This is a genomic window from Thermoleptolyngbya oregonensis NK1-22 (assembly GCF_032705245.1).
Lineage (GTDB): Bacteria > Cyanobacteriota > Cyanobacteriia > Elainellales > Elainellaceae > Thermoleptolyngbya > Thermoleptolyngbya sichuanensis.
In genome coordinates, this window is the sequence record NZ_CP053540.1 from 1,054,840 (window position 1) to 1,071,862 (window position 17,023).

Below are 17,023 nucleotides of genomic sequence, written 5' to 3' on the forward strand. Positions count from 1 at the left end.
CATTGCAGTGTGAATAATTTACGAGCTTTCTAAGCTACGGCTAGAGATTGATGGGTACACTGCGATCGCCCTCTGCTGCTCTGCCCTCAGATTGCCCCCTGCCTAATCGAAGGATTCGCGTGGGATTACGGAATTCTGGCAACAATGCGATCGCCCTACTGGGGAATTTACGTGCTTTGTAGGCCGTAAAAATGAAAAACGAAGAACGAAGAACGAAGAACGAAGAACGAAGAACGAAGAGGGAAAATTGTAGGGGGTAGGGGGCGCTGGGGCGGGGTGTGGCTGGGATTGGTAAACTGCGGGATCGCGCAACGTGGTAGGCTCGTAGGGCGATCGCCCACCAATGTTTCTTGCACGGTTGCTTGCTTTCTCTTAACTTTCCTGTGCTGGCGTTCTCGCTAACTTACCCACTCACTTTTTTCTGGCATCGATCCCTACCATGCACGCGGACTGGCAGACTGCAAAAAGCTACGAAGATATCCTCTATCACAAGGCAGATGGCATCGCCAAAATCACTATCAATCGCCCCCACAAGCGCAATGCCTTTCGCCCGGAGACGGTTGCCGAACTGTACGATGCCTTTAGCAATGCCCGCGAAGATCCCCGAATTGGGGTGGTGCTGTTGACCGGAGCAGGCCCCCACACGGACGGGAAATACGCTTTTTGCGCGGGCGGGGATCAGAGCGTGCGCGGCCAGGGCGGCTATTTAGATCAAGGCGGCACGCCCCGGCTGAACGTACTGGACTTGCAGCGACTGATCCGCACGATGCCCAAGGTGGTGATTGCTCTCGTGGCGGGCTATGCCATTGGCGGCGGCCATGTCCTCCATGTTGTCTGCGACCTCACCATCGCCGCAGATAACGCTATTTTTGGGCAAACTGGGCCCAAGGTCGGCAGTTTTGACGGGGGCTTTGGCGCTAGCTATCTGGCCCGCATTGTTGGACAAAAGAAAGCGAGAGAAATCTGGTATCTCTGCCGCCAGTACACCGCCCAGCAGGCCCTCGATATGGGACTCGTCAACTGTGTTGTGCCTGTGGAACAGTTGGAAGCCGAGGGGATCGCTTGGGCGCAGGAAATTCTGGAGAAAAGCCCGATCGCCATCCGCTGCCTGAAGTCTGCCTTTAATGCTGATTGTGATGGACAGGCGGGACTGCAAGAGCTGGCGGGCAATGCAACGCTGCTCTATTACATGACAGAAGAAGGCAGCGAGGGCAAGCAGGCGTTTCTGGAAAAGCGATCGCCCGATTTTCGTCAATATCCCTGGCTACCCTGAACGCGAGCGTTGGAGACGTTTGGGGCGATCGCTCGAACAGGGGGATCACGCCAACAGCTTTCATCATCGAATCCTGATTAAACTTCCCACTTTAAAGATCCCGAACTAGAATGTGTCTGGGAGCTATGGTCTGAGGAGTAAAGTCACATAGTCCAACAGAATTCAACAAGCAGAATTCAACAGAACTGGCTGGACAAGCTCTTGGCAGAATCGCAAACACTACAGATATAGGCACTACAAAGTTCGTGTTCCAATCTGGCTCAGAGTCTGACCTGGTAAAAGATTGAGTGGGCAGCGTTTTACATTCTTACTACTTGGGTGGTGGAGTCTTATCTGCCAGGTAGTCGCTTTACGAAGTTGGGGTAAAGATGTGGTTGTAAGCGGTGCAGGTTTACGGAATCCGATGGGTTCAGGCTGTAGACAGCGGTAGAGTGGGTCGCTGAGAAATCGAACTAGGTCGCTCTCCTCTTGCATAAGCTGGCTGACTGAGGAATATAGGGGATATCGGTTAGGACTGTTCAGGGGTGTCTGCGGCGATCAGATTGAGGGAGCATACTTTTTCACCGAGGGTTGTTTGATCATCCATAGAAATTTACTGATGATCATGCCGAATGTGACCGGAGATACCTATAGGACTTTAGAACTAAGCTAGCGTCCTAAAAGTCAGGAAAGTCGGGATTTTTAGCCTAATCTCATACTTTCGCTATAAGCTCCTTTTTCGTAAGAATGTTTTAATATTTAGGGCGAGGCGATTGTGTCTCGAATAGCTACAAATACCTAAAAGAAGGTTACGACAATCTAGAATAGTTGAACGTGATGTTATAGAGTGTGGTGATTGGAGGTCGAAGATGTTTTTGCGACTTGCAGAACAGCACCGTCGGTTTGTTCATGACCTGGTAATGAATCTCCAGGCATTGGCTATCGTGTTGGAGCGCCAGGGTTACCTCGCGTCTTGCTATACCTGCGGCGGTCAGATGAACAGCGCGTCCTTTATGGTGAGCTTAGGCGAGAACCACCTGATCCGCTTTTTGGTGTCAGACTATGGCATTACCTGGACAGAAATGCGCGACGATCGCGAGCTAATGAAGCTTGAAGGCGCGGAGGCAATTAGCCAGCTTCAAGAATTGGCGAATCTCGTAAAGTTCCAGATTAAGCCGTCCGATGGGCATGTTTCGCTGGTGCGGGTTTCGGGTGGAGCAGCCTAGGGCAGTCTGTGGGCTATGCGCTCAGGCCTTGACAAAGATGTCGTAGAACGACAGCAATATTTCCACTACGATCAGTACAACAACGTACCACTCTACGCGCAGGCCGCTGTTGTGCTGGAGCAGATCTAATACTGTTTCTGCGGTGCTGGAAATCAGTCCTAGCTTGCGTTCCAGAGCTTGATGGCGATCGCGGATTTCATACTCATTTTCTAAGCGGGCGTAGAGTCGCTCTAGTTCGGGTGCTTCCCAGAGCAGGTCAGGTTTGTCGATAATTTCGACCCGACCCACGATTTTATGCTGAATGGATAACGTCCGTCCGAGCTGCCGCAGGAGTTCTTTGCCCCAGCGCTCATTTTTGGTGGTGCGCTGTAGCCCCGCAGCGAAGGGTTCGATTTGGTCGAAGACGCTAGCCGTGCCCAGTTCGTAGTGTGCCAACACCACGCTCTTAGCCAGTACATCGGCCACCACTTGCAGCGACTCTACGCTAAATTCTTGCAGCGAGATAATGCCATTTTCCACCTGCCCCGCTCGCGACGGCTCGATTCGGAGGGTCGCTTCCTCGGTTTCAGGCTTGCTGAACGGCTCCTGCACTAAGGGTTTCAAGTTATTTAAAAAAGTGGCCTCCTCAATGGGGTCTAACCCGAATAGCACCACTGCGCCATATTTAAAGAGAACCACGCAGCCATCGCTTCCAGCGGCGATCGCCAAGGGTTGCCGTCCGAGGGGTGTGGTCGCTTCTAGCGTTCGCAAGTCGAGGCGCTCTCCGAGAAAAATTGCGCGTCCTTTAACTGCGTCTTTGTCAGGAAATAGTAATTTTTGCATGGGGTGAATTTCAATAGGCTTGTCCTTCTAAACCAGCGCAAGCCGCTACTCACCTTCTTGCTGTCGCATGATTAAAAACCAGAAACGGCTCCGTCCAAAGCATTGTCTCTCTGGAAGGCAGTGGGTTACTCGGCTGATCATGCCTGAAAACTAGGAGTGCAATTCCTTGCTGAACCAAAGCGGCTGGACAGCAGAACGTCTCGAATTCTAAGGGAAGCCTGCTGTCTGAGCGCTGAAACTTTATCTTAAACGATCTAAATCAGAGTCGTTATCAGAGTCGTTTGACGAGGATTGCGCGGATCTGTCTTGTCTAGTCAGTTTTCCCTAAATTCGGTGCAACGGATGAAACGGGGTTCGTTATATTTAGCTGTAAGGTCAGAAATCGCGTGACGCAAGTCGAAAATTTCCTGGAGGTACGCCCTTATGCTGGGTTCTGGTAAACCATCCCGCTCGTCCCGACGCCGCATGAAACGGCGATCTGGGCAGGGTGGAACTCAGCCTTTGGGGTCTGTGCCGCCGGCCGCAGGCAGTCGATCGCAATCGGGCGATCGCTCGGCTACAAATCAGGCTCCTCCTTCGGGACATACACTGGCGCGATCGCCCCGGCCTATCTCTCCCCGCGCCTCCTATTCGGCCCAGCCACCGCTGAACTTACGCAACGTCCTGGATCATTCAGAGCGATCGCCCGCTGCTGGCAACGGTCGCCGATCGTCTGAACGGTCGAATCCGCCATCTCTGGCGCTGATCCAACCCCAGCCTCGCTCACTTTCTCCGAATGGGAATCGGCCTGATGCGGCGAGACGACCTGAGCGTCCAGTGGCGCTGGCCCCCCGCCCCGTGGGGCGATCGCGCTCGACTCCCCGTCGGGGACGCGCCTATCCCCCAGCTCCCGCTTCGCCACTGCTCTATGCCACTCGCCTGATCATTCTGGGTGTGGGCATTGGGGCAATCGTCGGCACCAGCCTTTCGGTCTGGAATCCGACAATCCGGGCCCAGGACACCACAGCCGCCAGCCTGGCCGCCAGTCCTACCCCCGCCCCCAGCCCCACGCCGACTCCTGGCTTTCGCGGTGATATAGTGCCTGCCAATCCGTCTTCTGCGATTATGAAGCTGCGTCTGGGGCAGCCGATTGCGCCGCTCACGACCACGCTACAGTCGCTTGTGGCTCAGACCGGGCTGTCGGCTGGCGTGTTTGTGGTGGATTTAGACACTGGGGACTACGTGGACTTGAACGGCAGCACCGTGTATCCAGCCGCCAGCACGATCAAAACCCCCATTCTGGTTGCCTTTTTGCAAGATGTCGATCGGCAGCGGGTGCGGCTAGATGAGGCTCTGACCTTGCAAACGATTGATATCACAGACGGCTCCGGTGAAATTCAGTTTATGGAAGTGGGCAGCCAGCTTAGCGCCCTGGATACCGCAACCAAAATGATCACCATTAGCGACAATACGGCCACAAACATGGTGATTCACAAGCTGGGCGGACTGACCGCACTCAATAGCCGATTTCGCGATTGGGGCATGAGCCACACCGTGCTGAATAATCTCCTGGCAGATTTGCAAGGCACGAACACCACCAGCGCTCGCGATTTGTCGCTGCTGCTAACAGCCGTGAGCCAGGGAGATTTGCTGTCGCTGCGATCGCGCGATCGCCTGCTCGACATCATGCGCTCCACAGTGAACAACAGCCTCTTGGCGGCAACTCTCGGGCCGGACGCAAAAATCGCCCATAAAACTGGCAACATCGACAGTCTTTCGGGCGATAGCGGGATTGTAGATATGCCCAACGGCAAGCGCTACGTGATTACCGCCTTGGTGCAGCGGGCGGGCGATGCTGGGTCGGCGGCGCAGCTCATTCAGCAAATTTCTCAGGCAACCTATCAATACTTTGCTCAGCCCCCTGCCGTTGCCGTCCCGCCCAATGTGCCGGATTCTACGGCTAATCCCGACACCGCGCCTTCGAGCCAGGATTCTAGCGCCTCTGATCCCGCACAGCAGCCAACTCTTTAGTGACTCAGCCAGCAGGTCGGTGGAAAAAAGCAGGTATTCTGCACTCCATCTATCCACGGCTGAGCAATCATTAGAAGAATCTATACATTCCTGCTCTGCGATCGCCCGTGTGAGTTAGCTTCAGACCGACGCACGCCACCCACTGCGATGCATCGGATCTCGCACGGCTCAGATTTTCAATTGCTGCTGACCGACAGACCTATCGGGCGATCGCCAACTTCCGCTTTCCCTATGCCCAGCGTTGTTCTCGTTAATCCCCAGATTCCCCCAAACACGGGCAATATTGCCCGCACCTGCGCCGCCACCTGTACACCGCTGCATTTGGTTGGCCCCTTGGGCTTTGAAATTAGCGATCGCTATCTCAAGCGGGCGGGGCTGGATTACTGGGAATACGTAGACCTCTACTATCATCCTGACCTGCAAGCATTCCAGCGCTACCATGCCCAGCAGGGCGGACGCTGGATCGGCTTCAGCACTTCAGGGTTATGTAGCTATACAAAGTTTCAGTATCGAGATGACGATTGGCTGTTGTTTGGCTGTGAAACGACAGGTCTACCGGCTGACGTATTAGCTGCCTGCCACACTGTCGTCAAAATTCCGATGGCTCAACCCGGTGTTCGCAGCCTCAATCTCTCAGTCAGCGCTGCTTTGGGGCTTTTCGAGGCGCGTCGCCAGCTTGGGCTTTTAGACTAGCCCCGCCACAAAGCTGACTCAGGCACAGCCTGATTCTCCTGCTCCGCAGGAAAACACTCACTCCATATCTATATATATATGGAATATATGGAACGGAACTTCCTCAGGCGAGTAACTTTCTGCAGAAAGCTTATTTCAGATGCAGTGGACTAGAGTAAATGCCCAGGCTTTTCGTGCCTGAGCGCTAAATCTGGGCGGAATTAAGGGGATATAGGGGCAATATCGGGGCGATCGCCCCTGAATCCCAGCGACTGGAATCTAACCCGACTGAAAAATTTTTGAGAACTCGCTCTGCTGCGAACCATCTTCCCAACACTGCTGATCAAACTGCCCTAATCCAGCCCGAAAAAAATCAGGTCAATCCGAATCAAGCGCTTGGTTTGAAGGATACGCAATAGAAATCAGTAACCTGGAATACGAAAGAATGGGGTCTGCCATAAGAAATCCCAATCTGCGAAGTGAGCCTTACAAGCCCTCCCCTAGGCGCGATTTGGCCACTCGACGAAGCTTGGCATCGGTACTAAAAACCGGAGAAAAGTGGGTAGTGTTTCTCCAGTTCGTCAACCGTGAAATCCTTGGATCTTCCTCCGTAGATTTGGAAGCTCGAAAGGACAATCGATTGAAAATTAGAAATCCTAATTACGCAAAAGTGCTCCTAGATTCTTACCAAAACCAGTGACCAAAACTCTCTTCTGACAAGGCATTTGAGCTTTTTGCAAGGCCTCTTGTGTGAAGATAGAAGGCTGTAATTTATTTTTCTATTTAAGGATTAATGCAGTTACCCTGTTAACCGCTAGTCTTTTTTGAAGAACTGGTGTAAGCTCATCGATTGTTCTAAGAGTCAAGTGGTGAACGGTTTTTTGTTTAAGCTAGACGTTTGAATGTCTCGGCAAGGGTAGTTTAAGCACAGGTTTATTCAAGAGTGTTGATTTTTTTGAAGACTGGTGTAAGCTTGTCTAAGCAAAAAGCTTAAGGTAATCTTACCTAGTTGTAAGGCGCGTCAGTGATTAGAACCGCCGTCGGTCTGTGACTTCGGTCACTGCATCCGTGTCAACTTGATTCCAACGACTGGTTCCCTTTGAGGACAGTTGAACGCCGCTCAACAGGAGGTTGTTCTTTGAGACGAGCATTCCCGCAGAAGGTTAAGCCTGTTTCCTGTTATTCGTCTGACTACGCAGCCGAGGCAGGGCAGCCCAAGCAGAACCCCCGAGAGGTTAGCCGCAAGGCTCGCACTTCTGCCGCCATGCTTGGGTTAGCGCTCTCGATGGGCGCTTCTAGTTTGTTGCTCCCAAGGCACAGCGATCAGGCGACCGCAGCCGAACCGAACTCCGTTGAGTCCGAAGTTTCTACAGGCTTGTCGGTTCCCCAAACTGATTCTCCGGCTTCCCCCCTCGCAAGCCCTGGGATAGACGAAGTAGCTCCCACTGCTCCGTCCGCCCCTGTCAAGGCTTCGTCGTCATCGACGTATTCCGGGGCAATGTTCACCCACCGGGTTCGATCCGGACAGACACTTTACAAGATCGCTCGTTACTATCGGGTTCCCGTTAGAACGCTTGCCGAAGTTAACGGTCTTTCTCTGGATTCTGTGCTTCGGGTTGGGCAAGCGATTCGAGTTCCGGGCCACCAAAGAGCAGAATTGGCTAGCGTCTCAGGGGTTGCGCCTGAGCGTACTCCGCAGCCAATTCCCAGCGTAGAGCCTTCACCCCTTGCAGTAGACACGCCTGCTTCATCTTCAGTAGGCGTTTTGGCTGACCAGACAGCGCCATCCGAGGTGGCAGCTATTTCGGAGGAAATTCGCACCTCAGACCGTCCCCTCCGCTACGCCAGCCTCGAAAACCTCCGCCAGCGCCGAGAGCGTTTGCGTAGCGTGTTGGCAAGCCAACAATTGCAGTCGTCGGCGGAACCCTCTAGCTTGTCTAAGGATGAAACTACTCCTTCTGTCCGTATTCAGGGCAATGGACAAAGCAGCGCTCTAGGGGCAGATGAAAAGCAATTGGTTTCGCCTCCTTCGTCTAATGGACTAGCTGCTTCGGGTTATGGTGAGCGGAGTTTGACGGCGGTGCTGCCGGCTGGCGGTAGTGTCCTGTATCGCGTTAAGCCAGGGGACACCTTGGGGGCGATCGCCCTTGCCTACGACGTTCCTCAAAGCGTCTTGGTTGCAGCGAACGACTTAGACAATCCCCATCAACTGCAAGTTAACCAGGTTCTTGCGGTTCCATCTGGCTCTGCAACGCTTGAGAGTCCTTCCAATGCTCTGAGTCAGCCTGCTGGTGATGTTTCTCTTAATCCAGAGCAGCCTGCGTTGCTGGCTCATCGCGTTTCTGCTGGAGAAACCATTGAGCAAATTGCGAGTGCCTACGGCGTGTCGAAAGATGCTGTTGTAGAAGCCAGCGGTCTGCAAGATCCAGATGTGATTCAGATTGGTCAGGTCATTGCAGTTCCTGCCGAGTCGTCTGAGCTAGTATCATCAGCCCGTCGCCAGTCTTCGGTCGTGCTGCCTCCGGCCGATTCTCGTCAGGTTGGCGAGGCTTCTACGGTGTTTGAGCCGTCTGATTCGGTGCCCACGATAGGTGCTGGCAGTTCTGTTCTGTTTGCGACTGAGTTTGTTGGGGTCGGGGGTGTTGCTCCTGTCCGGAGCGAAACGGTACGTTCTGAGGTTGACAGACCCGGAGCAACTGAGGTGGCAGCAGTCGTATTGCCTGCTCAAAATCCTGGCCGCACCTATGAGCATTTGCACCGACTGATCAACGATGTTGCCCCTTTGCGGTCGTCAGAGCCTTCAGAAGGGTCGAGTTTGGACAATCAGGCCAGCAAGTTCGCTCAAGACGATCAGCCCTCCGTGGTTGCAGCGCTCAACTTGAGAAGCGTTGGTTCGGCTCAAGACTTGGGCGATCGCTTTGTACCTTCTGTGCCCACAGTTGAACCTGCTCTAGAGGTTCGTTCTGGAGCTACTCAGCCTGAACCTGAGGTCGTGTCTGAGTTGGATGCGGGAGAGTTCGCGGTAAAACCGGGTGCCTTAGATTCCTCTAATCCTTCTACCAGTGCTGAGCCTGAGCTAGTGGCTACTGCTCCTGCTAGCGAATCTACTCCTGCTGCTAGCAGCGGACAACTTGTGGCGGTTGCTCCGCTTGGTTCAGAGAGCTATGAGCCTCTTCTAGAGCCGCTGGTGGGTCGCATGGTCTCTCCCGAGCTACCTGCACTCTCTCAGATGGATGCGTTTTTGCCAGAGGGAACTCCCGTTTCAAACGGTTTCATCTGGCCAGCGCGTGGAGTTCTGACCTCTGGATTCGGCTGGCGTTGGGGGCGGATGCACCGGGGAATCGACATCGCAGCACCCGTTGGCACACCCATTGTGGCGGCGGCGGCTGGAGTCGTTGAGTTTTCCGGTTGGAACTCGGGTGGCTATGGCTACATGATTGACATTCGTCATGCGGATGGCACCCGCACTCGCTATGCCCACAATAGCCGCCTGCTGGTGCGCGTCGGGGATCGAGTCGATCAAGGTCAGCATATCGCGGCGATGGGTAGCACGGGCTTTAGCACCGGGCCCCACGTTCATTTCGAGATCCATGTCCCGAACCAGGGTACGGTTAATCCAATGTCTCTCTTGGCGCGTCGATAGTCGAGTTCGAGAACGGATATCCCAAAAGGTTCAAGGGGTCGCTTTTGCAGTCATTTGCGAAGCGACTCTTTTGTTTGGAATGCAGCGTTCAGAACACTGTGGATTGGACTATGCTTGAGTGTTGAATGAGGGCTGAGCATTCGCGAGTAGAAAAGCCAATTTGCAGCTCCCATCTGCCCTTGTCCCTTTAACGGTATGCGGGCGATCGCTCGATTTTCTATTGGGTTTTCTTTTGGGCTTGGCTTTTATTTTGATGCTTTTTTAGGGAATATTGACCACAGCACCGCGACGCAGAGGATGGATTCACTATGCCCAGAACACCGAGCGAATTTGCTGTTCACCTGTTGATGGAAGGCGGACATCGAGAAGAAGTTCGCTTTTCAACGATTCAAGACTTTCAGAAATGGTACAGTGGCGAACTAGTTCCCAAAGCCACCTCGGATGACTTTATCAGCGTGCCGATCAAGAACATCCAGGGCGAGTATATGGTTGTCCGCCCCTCCAAGGTTTTGGCGCTGCGTGTCGAGCCGATTTTCTCTGGCAGCGTTGATCGATACTAAGCCGCACAAACGAAATCAGGGTGATCCAATTCAAACGCGCGATCGCCCTTTTTGACTTGCCTGACCCGTCTTGATTGAGATGCAGCAACTCAGGCTCAGGTCAGGTGAAAGAGTTGTAAGCCGTCACCATCCCTGCACTTCTACCTGCACTTTGATGATGGGATTAAGCCTCTTCTTGAGGCTTCTCGGCAGGACTGGGCGATGCGTTGTATAGCGCATCAAGCTGTTCGCGGGCATCTTCGACCGAGATCGATCGCATCACCAAATACGGCTCATTGATCAGGTTTCCTGCGTCGTCCAGCAGTTCTGGATGAGAGGCAGACTGAAGGCGACTGGAGCGATAGGGCTGCGCTGGGGGTGCATAGGCACGCTGCGACTCTATACCCAGCGTCATCAGGCTGCGAATCAAATTGCTGACTGCCAGCAGCGCTAGGATCGTAAAGGCAACGACATAAAGCAGATGTAGCATAGTGCTTTCCTTCTAAATTGCGTAACCCCGCCAACCTGAACCGTTGGCATTAGTTTTGAAAGTTTTGAGCAGTCAGAGCAATTAACCCGTCGAGCAACTTAAGTTGAATCGTCAGATGCTTAACAAGCAGACACAAACTTCTCAGGTTCTCTCATAATTGCAGTACACCATTAGCAGTACACCAACGACGCTCAGAATATAAGTGCATTCAGATCTGTCTCCACTGCCGAGAAATCACTCAGTGAACCCCTCAAGGCTCCGAGTCTTGCGACTGAATCCGCTCTAGACGAAAACGACTCGAAACCTGCCAACACTCCGTTACCAGTGAGTGCCAGGGAACCATGACGGCTGCCTCTACACCCACCTTCCCACCTGTTGCCTTAAGGAGCAGCTTGGCCGTTTGCACCTCTCGCTGAGCTTGCAAAACTCGCGCTAATAAATCTGCCTGTTGCTCATTGCTGAGAAACGAAATGGGCTGGGATTCTAGCAGGGTTTGCGATCGCTCAAACCAATACTGAAAGTCCTCTAGCAAAGGCTCTAATAGGGCTTTCAGCAAATCGGGTTCCGGTGTACTCGAACCAGACATAGAGGGTTAACTGAATATAACTTTATCCTGTAATCTTAACGTGATTTACGTTTCGCAACAATTTTTGACACATAAAGTCAGACCCACCCGATCGAATTTACAACCGGGGGGCTTGTTTGCGTTTAGGTCAGGAGATTAGCTTTGGGGGATTAACCCGGAAGGCTAAGCCTGGGCTGCTCCAGTCGAAATCAGCGCCACGTCAATGTAATCTTCACCGGGCTGGCTGATCTCGACGCGCAGCCCTGGACCGAAAAATCGCTCAATCTTTTCCCGCTTGCTGTTCCATTTTTCCAGCGAAACATATTCAGACTCGAATTCTAGAACGAGTGCATAGGCTCCGTCTCGCTCTTCTTCCCGCAGGGCGACTAGCACCGGGCGCTCATCGTCCGTCGGCTCCAGCCCTAGGCTCTCTAGCGAACTATCGAGATGCGCTGACTGTCCGTAGCGATAGCGAGTCACGTCCTTGCGAATCTGATGCTGGGTTTCGGTTGCTTGCTGATCTCGCAGCGCCAAGGCAGCAGCCGAAGGCGGCTGAGAGTATGGAACTGGGGTTAACTCGGAAATTTTCAGCGCCAGCCCGCCCAACAGCAGGGGGATGCCGTAGAAAAACCCTACCAGATTGAGCGTGGCGCTGCTGGAGAAATAGGCAATGAAGCCTACCACGGTGAGCAAACCGCCCACGACCAGTCCGACCGTCCCTAGCGAAATACGTCCAAGCATAGCCACCACAGATGAAAGGGTTGTTAACAATTATTCAACATTGTTGGAACGGTTTGATAGGATGAAGCTTGTGTCTAGCTGAACGAAAGTTGTTTCGGAGTTTATTGAGGAGTTTATTTCCCATGCTGGATGCTCAAGTTTTGCGCGATCGCCTCAAGTTTCTGATGAGCAAGCGCGACTCACTCGTGCGCCTGCTAGAGCAGCCAGATTTGGGGACGCTGCGGATCGATGTTAACCAGGCGCTAGAAGAGCTAGACGACCTGATTGATGAGTTTAAGCGCACCTTTCCCGACGCTGAACTGAGCTAGGGCGTGCTTTAAAACCCTTCGATCCCCCCTAGCCCCCCTTAGATCCCCCCTAGCCCCCCCTTAAAAAGGGGGGAACTGAGCCGAACCACTCCGGAAGTCCCCCTTAACTAAGGGGGATTTAGGGGGATCAACTCAAGGCAATCAACAACTTAGAAAGTTTTAAGACACTGTCTAGGGCTAGTTTCCAAGCTTCGGCTTTTAACACGTCAGCCCACTTAGCAAATCTTTCAAAAAACCATTCCTCCTACCTGTTCTAACGTTACGCACGACTGTCATCATGACCGACACTTATAGGGTTGAAATTCTCCACCAGGGAACCTCCCACACGATTACGGTTTCAGCAGATGAAACCGTGCTGGCTGCTGCTGCCGCTGCCGGACTGGAGCTGCCGTCCTCCTGCAATGCGGGGGTTTGCACAACCTGTGCCGCGCAATTGCTATCGGGCACGGTGGAGCAGGGCGACGGCATGGGCATTAGCCCAGAACTGCAAGCTCAGGGGTTTGCGCTGCTCTGTGTTGCCTATCCGCGATCGGACTTGAAACTGGAGACGGAGAAGGAAGATACGGTATATGAATTGCAGTTTGGTCAGTTCCAAAAATAGGGATTGAGCATCGGCATCAGAAACTGAGAGTCAGGATTTAGCAGACTGGGACTGGCAATGAGGCTGGAGTTGGTGACGGTCGAAGTTCATCTGGGCGGCGAGTTGGGCGAGTTGCAGACGGCGATCGCCCAAGCACTACTGACCTACGGTGAGCCGCTGCGGTGGGCGGTGACGCGGGTGGAAGGCGATTCGCGAAGCAATCCCTACGGGAATCGCCAGCTTGCCCACGTCGAGGCAGTTGTAATTGTCCCATCATGACTTTTAAATCCTTTTAGTTAGATAGCTTAGACAGAATTTTCAACAGAATTTTCGACAGGAATTGATCGATCACAACCATTGATTTACAAGTGATCTACAAGCATCGATCAATTACCAATTGACACAAATTGACGCACGACGGGGTGGCGGTCATGATTGGGCAACAGGCGCAGGACTCTCCAATTCCTTTAGATCAGATCCGCTATAACGAGGCGGGGCTGGTGCCAGCCATTGTGCAGGACTATCTGGATGGCACGGTGCTGATGATGGCGTGGATGAACCGCGAGTCGCTGCAAAAAACTATCGAAACGGGCGAGACTTGGTTTTGGAGCCGTTCTCGCGCTGAGTTGTGGCACAAAGGCGCAACCTCTGGGCACCTGCAACACGTCAAGGCGCTGCGATATGACTGCGACAGCGATGCGCTGCTAGTGAGCGTGGAACAGGTGGGCGACGTTGCCTGCCATACCGGGGAGCGCAGTTGTTTTCATCAAATCGACGGGGCGATCGCCCCTCCGCCTGCTGATACGCTGTCGCAGGTGTTTGAGGTGATTTGCGATCGCCGCGAGCATCCCAACCCAGACTCTTACACCTGCAAGCTGTTGGCGGGTGGGGACAACAAAATTCTCAAAAAGATTGGCGAGGAGGCCGCTGAAGTGGTGATGGCCTGCAAAGATGACGACCCAGGGGCGATCGCCGGAGAAGTAGCCGACCTGTTTTACCATACGCTGGTTGCCCTGGCCCACCATAAGGTAGATCTGCGAGCGGTGTATCAAAAATTGCAGGAACGCCGCCGCTAAATCGCGTACTAAGGCAGCCGTGGATTCCCCACATCACCCTAACGCCCCACATCACTCCGGCGGTCGTGTCGTCCTTCCTGGCGAATCCGGTTGTCCAAATATTGCAGCGTCAAGATGGAAGGTAGAATGGTGGCGGCGCAGGCGATCCAGAAACCGTGTGCGAGTTGAGCCGTGCCATCCATCGCCCAACCACCCAGAACCGGGCCAATGAAGTAGCCCGCTGCCCAGCAGAGTGAATTGACCGAAAGATACACCCCACGCAATTCTGCTGGAGCCAGCGCAACGACGAGCGAGGCGGCTCCTGGGGTGTAGGCAGCCGTGGCGATCGCCATCAGCACCAGCGCCAGCACTGCCCAGCCCAGCGGCATCACTCGCGCCATACCCGTCGCCCAAACTAGCCCAAACCCCATACCCCAAAACATCGCCGACACGATCAGCATTTGCGGCTGGGTTAGTCCTTGCAGCTTGCGAATCACCGGAAGCTGCGTCAGTGCCGTCAGCGCTACATAGCTCGAAAACAAAACGCTAATGGTGCTGGTGGAAAATCCGCGTCCCGCCACAGTCGGCACAAAGTTGGCAAAGTAAAGCGGCAAGGCGCTGTTGAGCAACGCCAGATAGGTGGTGAACAGCGTACACACCACGGTAAAAATCAGCAGACTGCCGTCGCTGAGGGCCTGCTTCCAGCTTTTCAGCATGGACTGATGCGCCTGGGCGGGATTGCGGGTTTCGGCGATCGCCCGATACACAATCCCAAAAAAGATGACGTAGGACATTGCGTCGATCACAAACAGCGCCCGATAGGAACCCGTTGCTGCAATCAGCCCGCCGCCCAGCGCCACGCCCACGCCCAGCCCCAGACTATCGCCCAGCCGCGCCAGTGCGTAGGCTTCGTTGCGCTGGTCGATGGTGGTCAAATCTGCGACGACCGTTTCGGTGGCCGGCCAATATAGCCCAATCCCCAGTCCCATCAGCAGGTTGCCGATCAGGAAGGTGGGAAAGTCGAATGTGACTGCCAGAATGGCCGAGGCCGCTGCCGACACCGCCGCCGACAGGAGCAGCGTCCGCCGTCGCCCAATCTTTGGGGAATCGGCAAACGACCCGCCCAGGACGCGCCCCAGCACTCCGGCGATCGCCCCGACCCCCAGCCCCACGCCCACCAGCGTCGCCGACAGCCCCACCCGGTTTACAAAGAAAATCGGCGCATAGAACAGCGTGAATCCGGTTCCTACCTGCGACAGCAGCCGCCCCGCAATCAAAATCCACACCCGAAAATCCAGATCCGGCAACCACCCCGCCAGTTTTCGTGCCAACACTCTCTCCACCACGCTTATCAAGAACCTCTGTAGTGTAGGGTTCCCTACCAGGGGGATGCATCCCCTGCTTGGCGGAAGTGATGGAGGTGGGAGATGGAGCTTAGAGCGGCCTCCCCGCTATCCCATCATGCCTTCCCGCTGTCTTCGCCCTCCCGCGCCCGCCGCTCGCGGATCTCCCGGGCCCGCTGCTGGAGGTCTTTGAAGTAGCTGCTTTCGGTGATTTCGGCGACTTGGCGGGCGCGTTTTTCCTGGTCGATTTCGACAGTGGGCTTGATCACGCCCTGCACTTTTTCTTTCATTTGCTCGAACAGGGCTTCGGTGTAGCCGCCTTTGGTGGCGCGATCCAGGATGACGACGGCGAGGGCCGTACTGAGGAGGGCGATCGCCGCTGGCGCAAGGGGCACCCAGCCGCCTTGCAGAAACAGCAGGTACGACAATCCCGCCAGCACCAGCACCGCCACGCCCTCAGCAATCAGGAACCAGTGGGCTTTGGTAATCAACCAGGCGATCGCCCCGCCCACCAGCGACCAGCCCAGCATCCAGAGCATTTCCACTGCCAGCGGCCAATACCACACCAGGGCCCGCTCTCCCTTAGCCGCGCTGACCAAATGGCTAGCAATTTGGGCGTGGAGGATTGCACCAGGGGTGGGTTCGCCGCCGTCACGGTCGCCGCTGTAGGGCGTTTGAAACAGGTCCTTCTTGATGCTAGAGGTATAGCCAATGATGACCATGCGATCTCGGATCAGATCAGGGGGCACCTGGTTTTGCAATACCTCCATCAGGCTGACTACGGGCGCGGCATGTTGTGCCGAGCGATAGCGCAGCATAATCTGATAGTCCGTCGCGCCTGTACGCCGATACCCTGCGGTCTGTCCTGCTGCCAGGGGTTTCAGCAATGCCTGGCCCAACTGAATTTCGCCGTTGGGGGCAGGAGCGGCGGCAATATTCTCGGACTGCAAGTAAAACAGCGCCATTGACAAGCCCAGAGAAACCAGCGGATTGTCAGCGGCGGGCGTGTTGCAGCGGTGTGCCGTTTCCTGGGGCAGCCGCAGCGGATCGGTAATCACCAGGCTGGCGCGGCGGATTGTGCCCCTGGGGTCGAAGGGCAGGTCGGCAAAGGCTACCCGTTCGTCGGGCACACCGGGGGGCGGCGCAAGGCTGGGTTCATTGGCTTTGGTGAGGGTGCAGGCAGCAAGGATGCGATCGCTCTGTTGCAGCACGCGCAGCAGTTCTCCTCGCCCCTCACCCACGGGCAAGTCGCGCCCCACATCCAGCGCAATCACGCGCGGTTCCGCCTGCTCCAGATTTTGCAATGCTTCTGCCAGTGTGCCGTCGTGGATATCGGGCTGGCTCAGCGATTGAATATCCTGGTCGGAAATGCCCACCACCAGCAGCCGCTCATCGGGCCCCAGATCGGGCGATCGCCGCACCAGCGCATCGTAGGTGTCTAACTCCGTACCTTGCAACAGCCCCAACTGGCGCACCGCCACAACTGCCCCCGTTACAACTAAACTTGCCACACCCAGCGTCGCCGCCAGTGCCCGCAGCGCCTTCAGCCGTTTGCGCGTTGAACCGGAAAGGCGATCGCCCGATGGAGGAGTCATGGTACATGCAGCAAGGGAACTGCCTCTCATCCTAGGGCGGAGTCTAGGAGACAAGCGCCAGAGATCAAAGAAAATTCTGAATTGAGGCCCAACGTCCTGCCAAACGGAATGGGCAAAGCCCGCATTTGGCGGAGAAAACCACACTTGGGCTGGCTAGAAAGCCGTCGCCAGGGGCGCTGCCA

General features: G+C 54.8%; 16 protein-coding genes. 10 read left to right on the forward strand and 6 right to left on the reverse strand.

Translation table 11 applies throughout. The features are described from left to right. Positions 1 to 439: 439 nt before the first annotated feature. Together menB and HNI00_RS04570 are read left to right on the forward strand one after the other, a co-directional pair. Positions 440 to 1,273, forward strand: a complete 834-nt coding sequence (menB, locus tag HNI00_RS04565; RefSeq protein WP_068510707.1) for a 1,4-dihydroxy-2-naphthoyl-CoA synthase — start codon at positions 440 to 442, stop codon at positions 1,271 to 1,273. Between the two features lie 848 nt (positions 1,274 to 2,121). Continuing rightward, complete coding sequence (locus HNI00_RS04570) at positions 2,122 to 2,478, forward strand: DUF1815 family protein (RefSeq protein WP_172353466.1); 357 nt, start codon at positions 2,122 to 2,124, stop codon at positions 2,476 to 2,478. A gap of 21 nt (positions 2,479 to 2,499) precedes the next feature. Here the strand turns inward: HNI00_RS04570 and HNI00_RS04575 are convergent, their stop codons facing one another. Continuing rightward, a complete protein-coding gene (locus HNI00_RS04575) occupies positions 2,500 to 3,300 on the reverse strand; it encodes an RMD1 family protein (protein ID WP_172353467.1) in 801 nt (266 codons plus the stop codon). Positions 3,301 to 3,765: 465 nt separating this feature from the next. Between HNI00_RS04575 and HNI00_RS04580 the strand changes: the two genes are divergently transcribed. From HNI00_RS04580 to HNI00_RS04595, 4 genes are all read left to right on the forward strand, one after another. Beyond that, positions 3,766 to 5,310: a serine hydrolase gene (locus HNI00_RS04580; RefSeq protein WP_316791081.1), complete on the forward strand. Its 1,545-nt coding sequence runs from the start codon at positions 3,766 to 3,768 to the stop codon at positions 5,308 to 5,310. Positions 5,311 to 5,541: 231 nt separating this feature from the next. Beyond that, positions 5,542 to 6,003, forward strand: coding sequence for a tRNA (cytidine(34)-2'-O)-methyltransferase (locus tag HNI00_RS04585; RefSeq protein WP_420156305.1), 462 nt, complete (start codon positions 5,542 to 5,544; stop codon positions 6,001 to 6,003). Positions 6,004 to 7,747: 1,744 nt separating this feature from the next. Beyond that, complete coding sequence (locus HNI00_RS04590) at positions 7,748 to 9,625, forward strand: peptidoglycan DD-metalloendopeptidase family protein (protein ID WP_316791085.1); 1,878 nt, start codon at positions 7,748 to 7,750, stop codon at positions 9,623 to 9,625. 308 nt (positions 9,626 to 9,933) lie between these two features. Beyond that, complete coding sequence (locus tag HNI00_RS04595; protein ID WP_068510696.1) at positions 9,934 to 10,185, forward strand: hypothetical protein; 252 nt, start codon at positions 9,934 to 9,936, stop codon at positions 10,183 to 10,185. Between the two features lie 163 nt (positions 10,186 to 10,348). Here the strand turns inward: HNI00_RS04595 and HNI00_RS04600 are convergent, their stop codons facing one another. From HNI00_RS04600 to HNI00_RS04610, 3 genes are all read right to left on the reverse strand, one after another. Further along, positions 10,349 to 10,654, reverse strand: a complete 306-nt coding sequence (locus HNI00_RS04600; protein ID WP_297080547.1) for a DUF2973 domain-containing protein — start codon at positions 10,652 to 10,654, stop codon at positions 10,349 to 10,351. 250 nt (positions 10,655 to 10,904) lie between these two features. After that, entirely contained in the window at positions 10,905 to 11,240 is a 336-nt protein-coding gene (locus HNI00_RS04605) for a DUF2605 domain-containing protein (protein WP_316791087.1), read from the reverse strand. A gap of 162 nt (positions 11,241 to 11,402) precedes the next feature. Continuing rightward, positions 11,403 to 11,960 (reverse strand): DUF2854 domain-containing protein, encoded by a 558-nt coding sequence (locus HNI00_RS04610; protein ID WP_316791089.1) that lies wholly within the window; start codon positions 11,958 to 11,960, stop codon positions 11,403 to 11,405. Between the two features lie 122 nt (positions 11,961 to 12,082). Here HNI00_RS04610 and HNI00_RS04615 point away from each other — a divergent pair, with 122 nt between their 5' ends. The 4 genes from HNI00_RS04615 (at position 12,083) to hisIE (ending at position 13,924) form a co-directional block, all read left to right on the forward strand. Next, positions 12,083 to 12,268 carry a hypothetical protein gene (locus tag HNI00_RS04615; RefSeq protein WP_316791091.1) on the forward strand — a complete coding sequence of 62 codons (186 nt, stop codon included), beginning with the start codon at positions 12,083 to 12,085 and terminating at the stop codon, positions 12,266 to 12,268. 277 nt (positions 12,269 to 12,545) lie between these two features. Continuing rightward, a complete protein-coding gene (locus tag HNI00_RS04620; protein WP_316791093.1) occupies positions 12,546 to 12,869 on the forward strand; it encodes a 2Fe-2S iron-sulfur cluster-binding protein in 324 nt (107 codons plus the stop codon). 57 nt (positions 12,870 to 12,926) lie between these two features. After that, complete coding sequence (locus HNI00_RS04625) at positions 12,927 to 13,127, forward strand: hypothetical protein (RefSeq protein WP_316791095.1); 201 nt, start codon at positions 12,927 to 12,929, stop codon at positions 13,125 to 13,127. Between the two features lie 152 nt (positions 13,128 to 13,279). Further along, positions 13,280 to 13,924 (forward strand): bifunctional phosphoribosyl-AMP cyclohydrolase/phosphoribosyl-ATP diphosphatase HisIE, encoded by a 645-nt coding sequence (gene hisIE / locus HNI00_RS04630; RefSeq protein ID WP_420156306.1) that lies wholly within the window; start codon positions 13,280 to 13,282, stop codon positions 13,922 to 13,924. A gap of 38 nt (positions 13,925 to 13,962) precedes the next feature. On the opposite strand, the gene HNI00_RS04635 is transcribed toward hisIE, so the two are convergent. Both HNI00_RS04635 and HNI00_RS04640 read right to left on the reverse strand, forming a co-directional pair. Next, positions 13,963 to 15,237: an MFS transporter gene (locus HNI00_RS04635; RefSeq protein WP_420156247.1), complete on the reverse strand. Its 1,275-nt coding sequence runs from the start codon at positions 15,235 to 15,237 to the stop codon at positions 13,963 to 13,965. A 125-nt stretch (positions 15,238 to 15,362) separates the two neighbouring features. Further along, entirely contained in the window at positions 15,363 to 16,841 is a 1,479-nt protein-coding gene (locus tag HNI00_RS04640) for a CHASE2 domain-containing protein (protein ID WP_316791101.1), read from the reverse strand. Between the last annotated feature and the right edge of the window lie 182 nt (positions 16,842 to 17,023).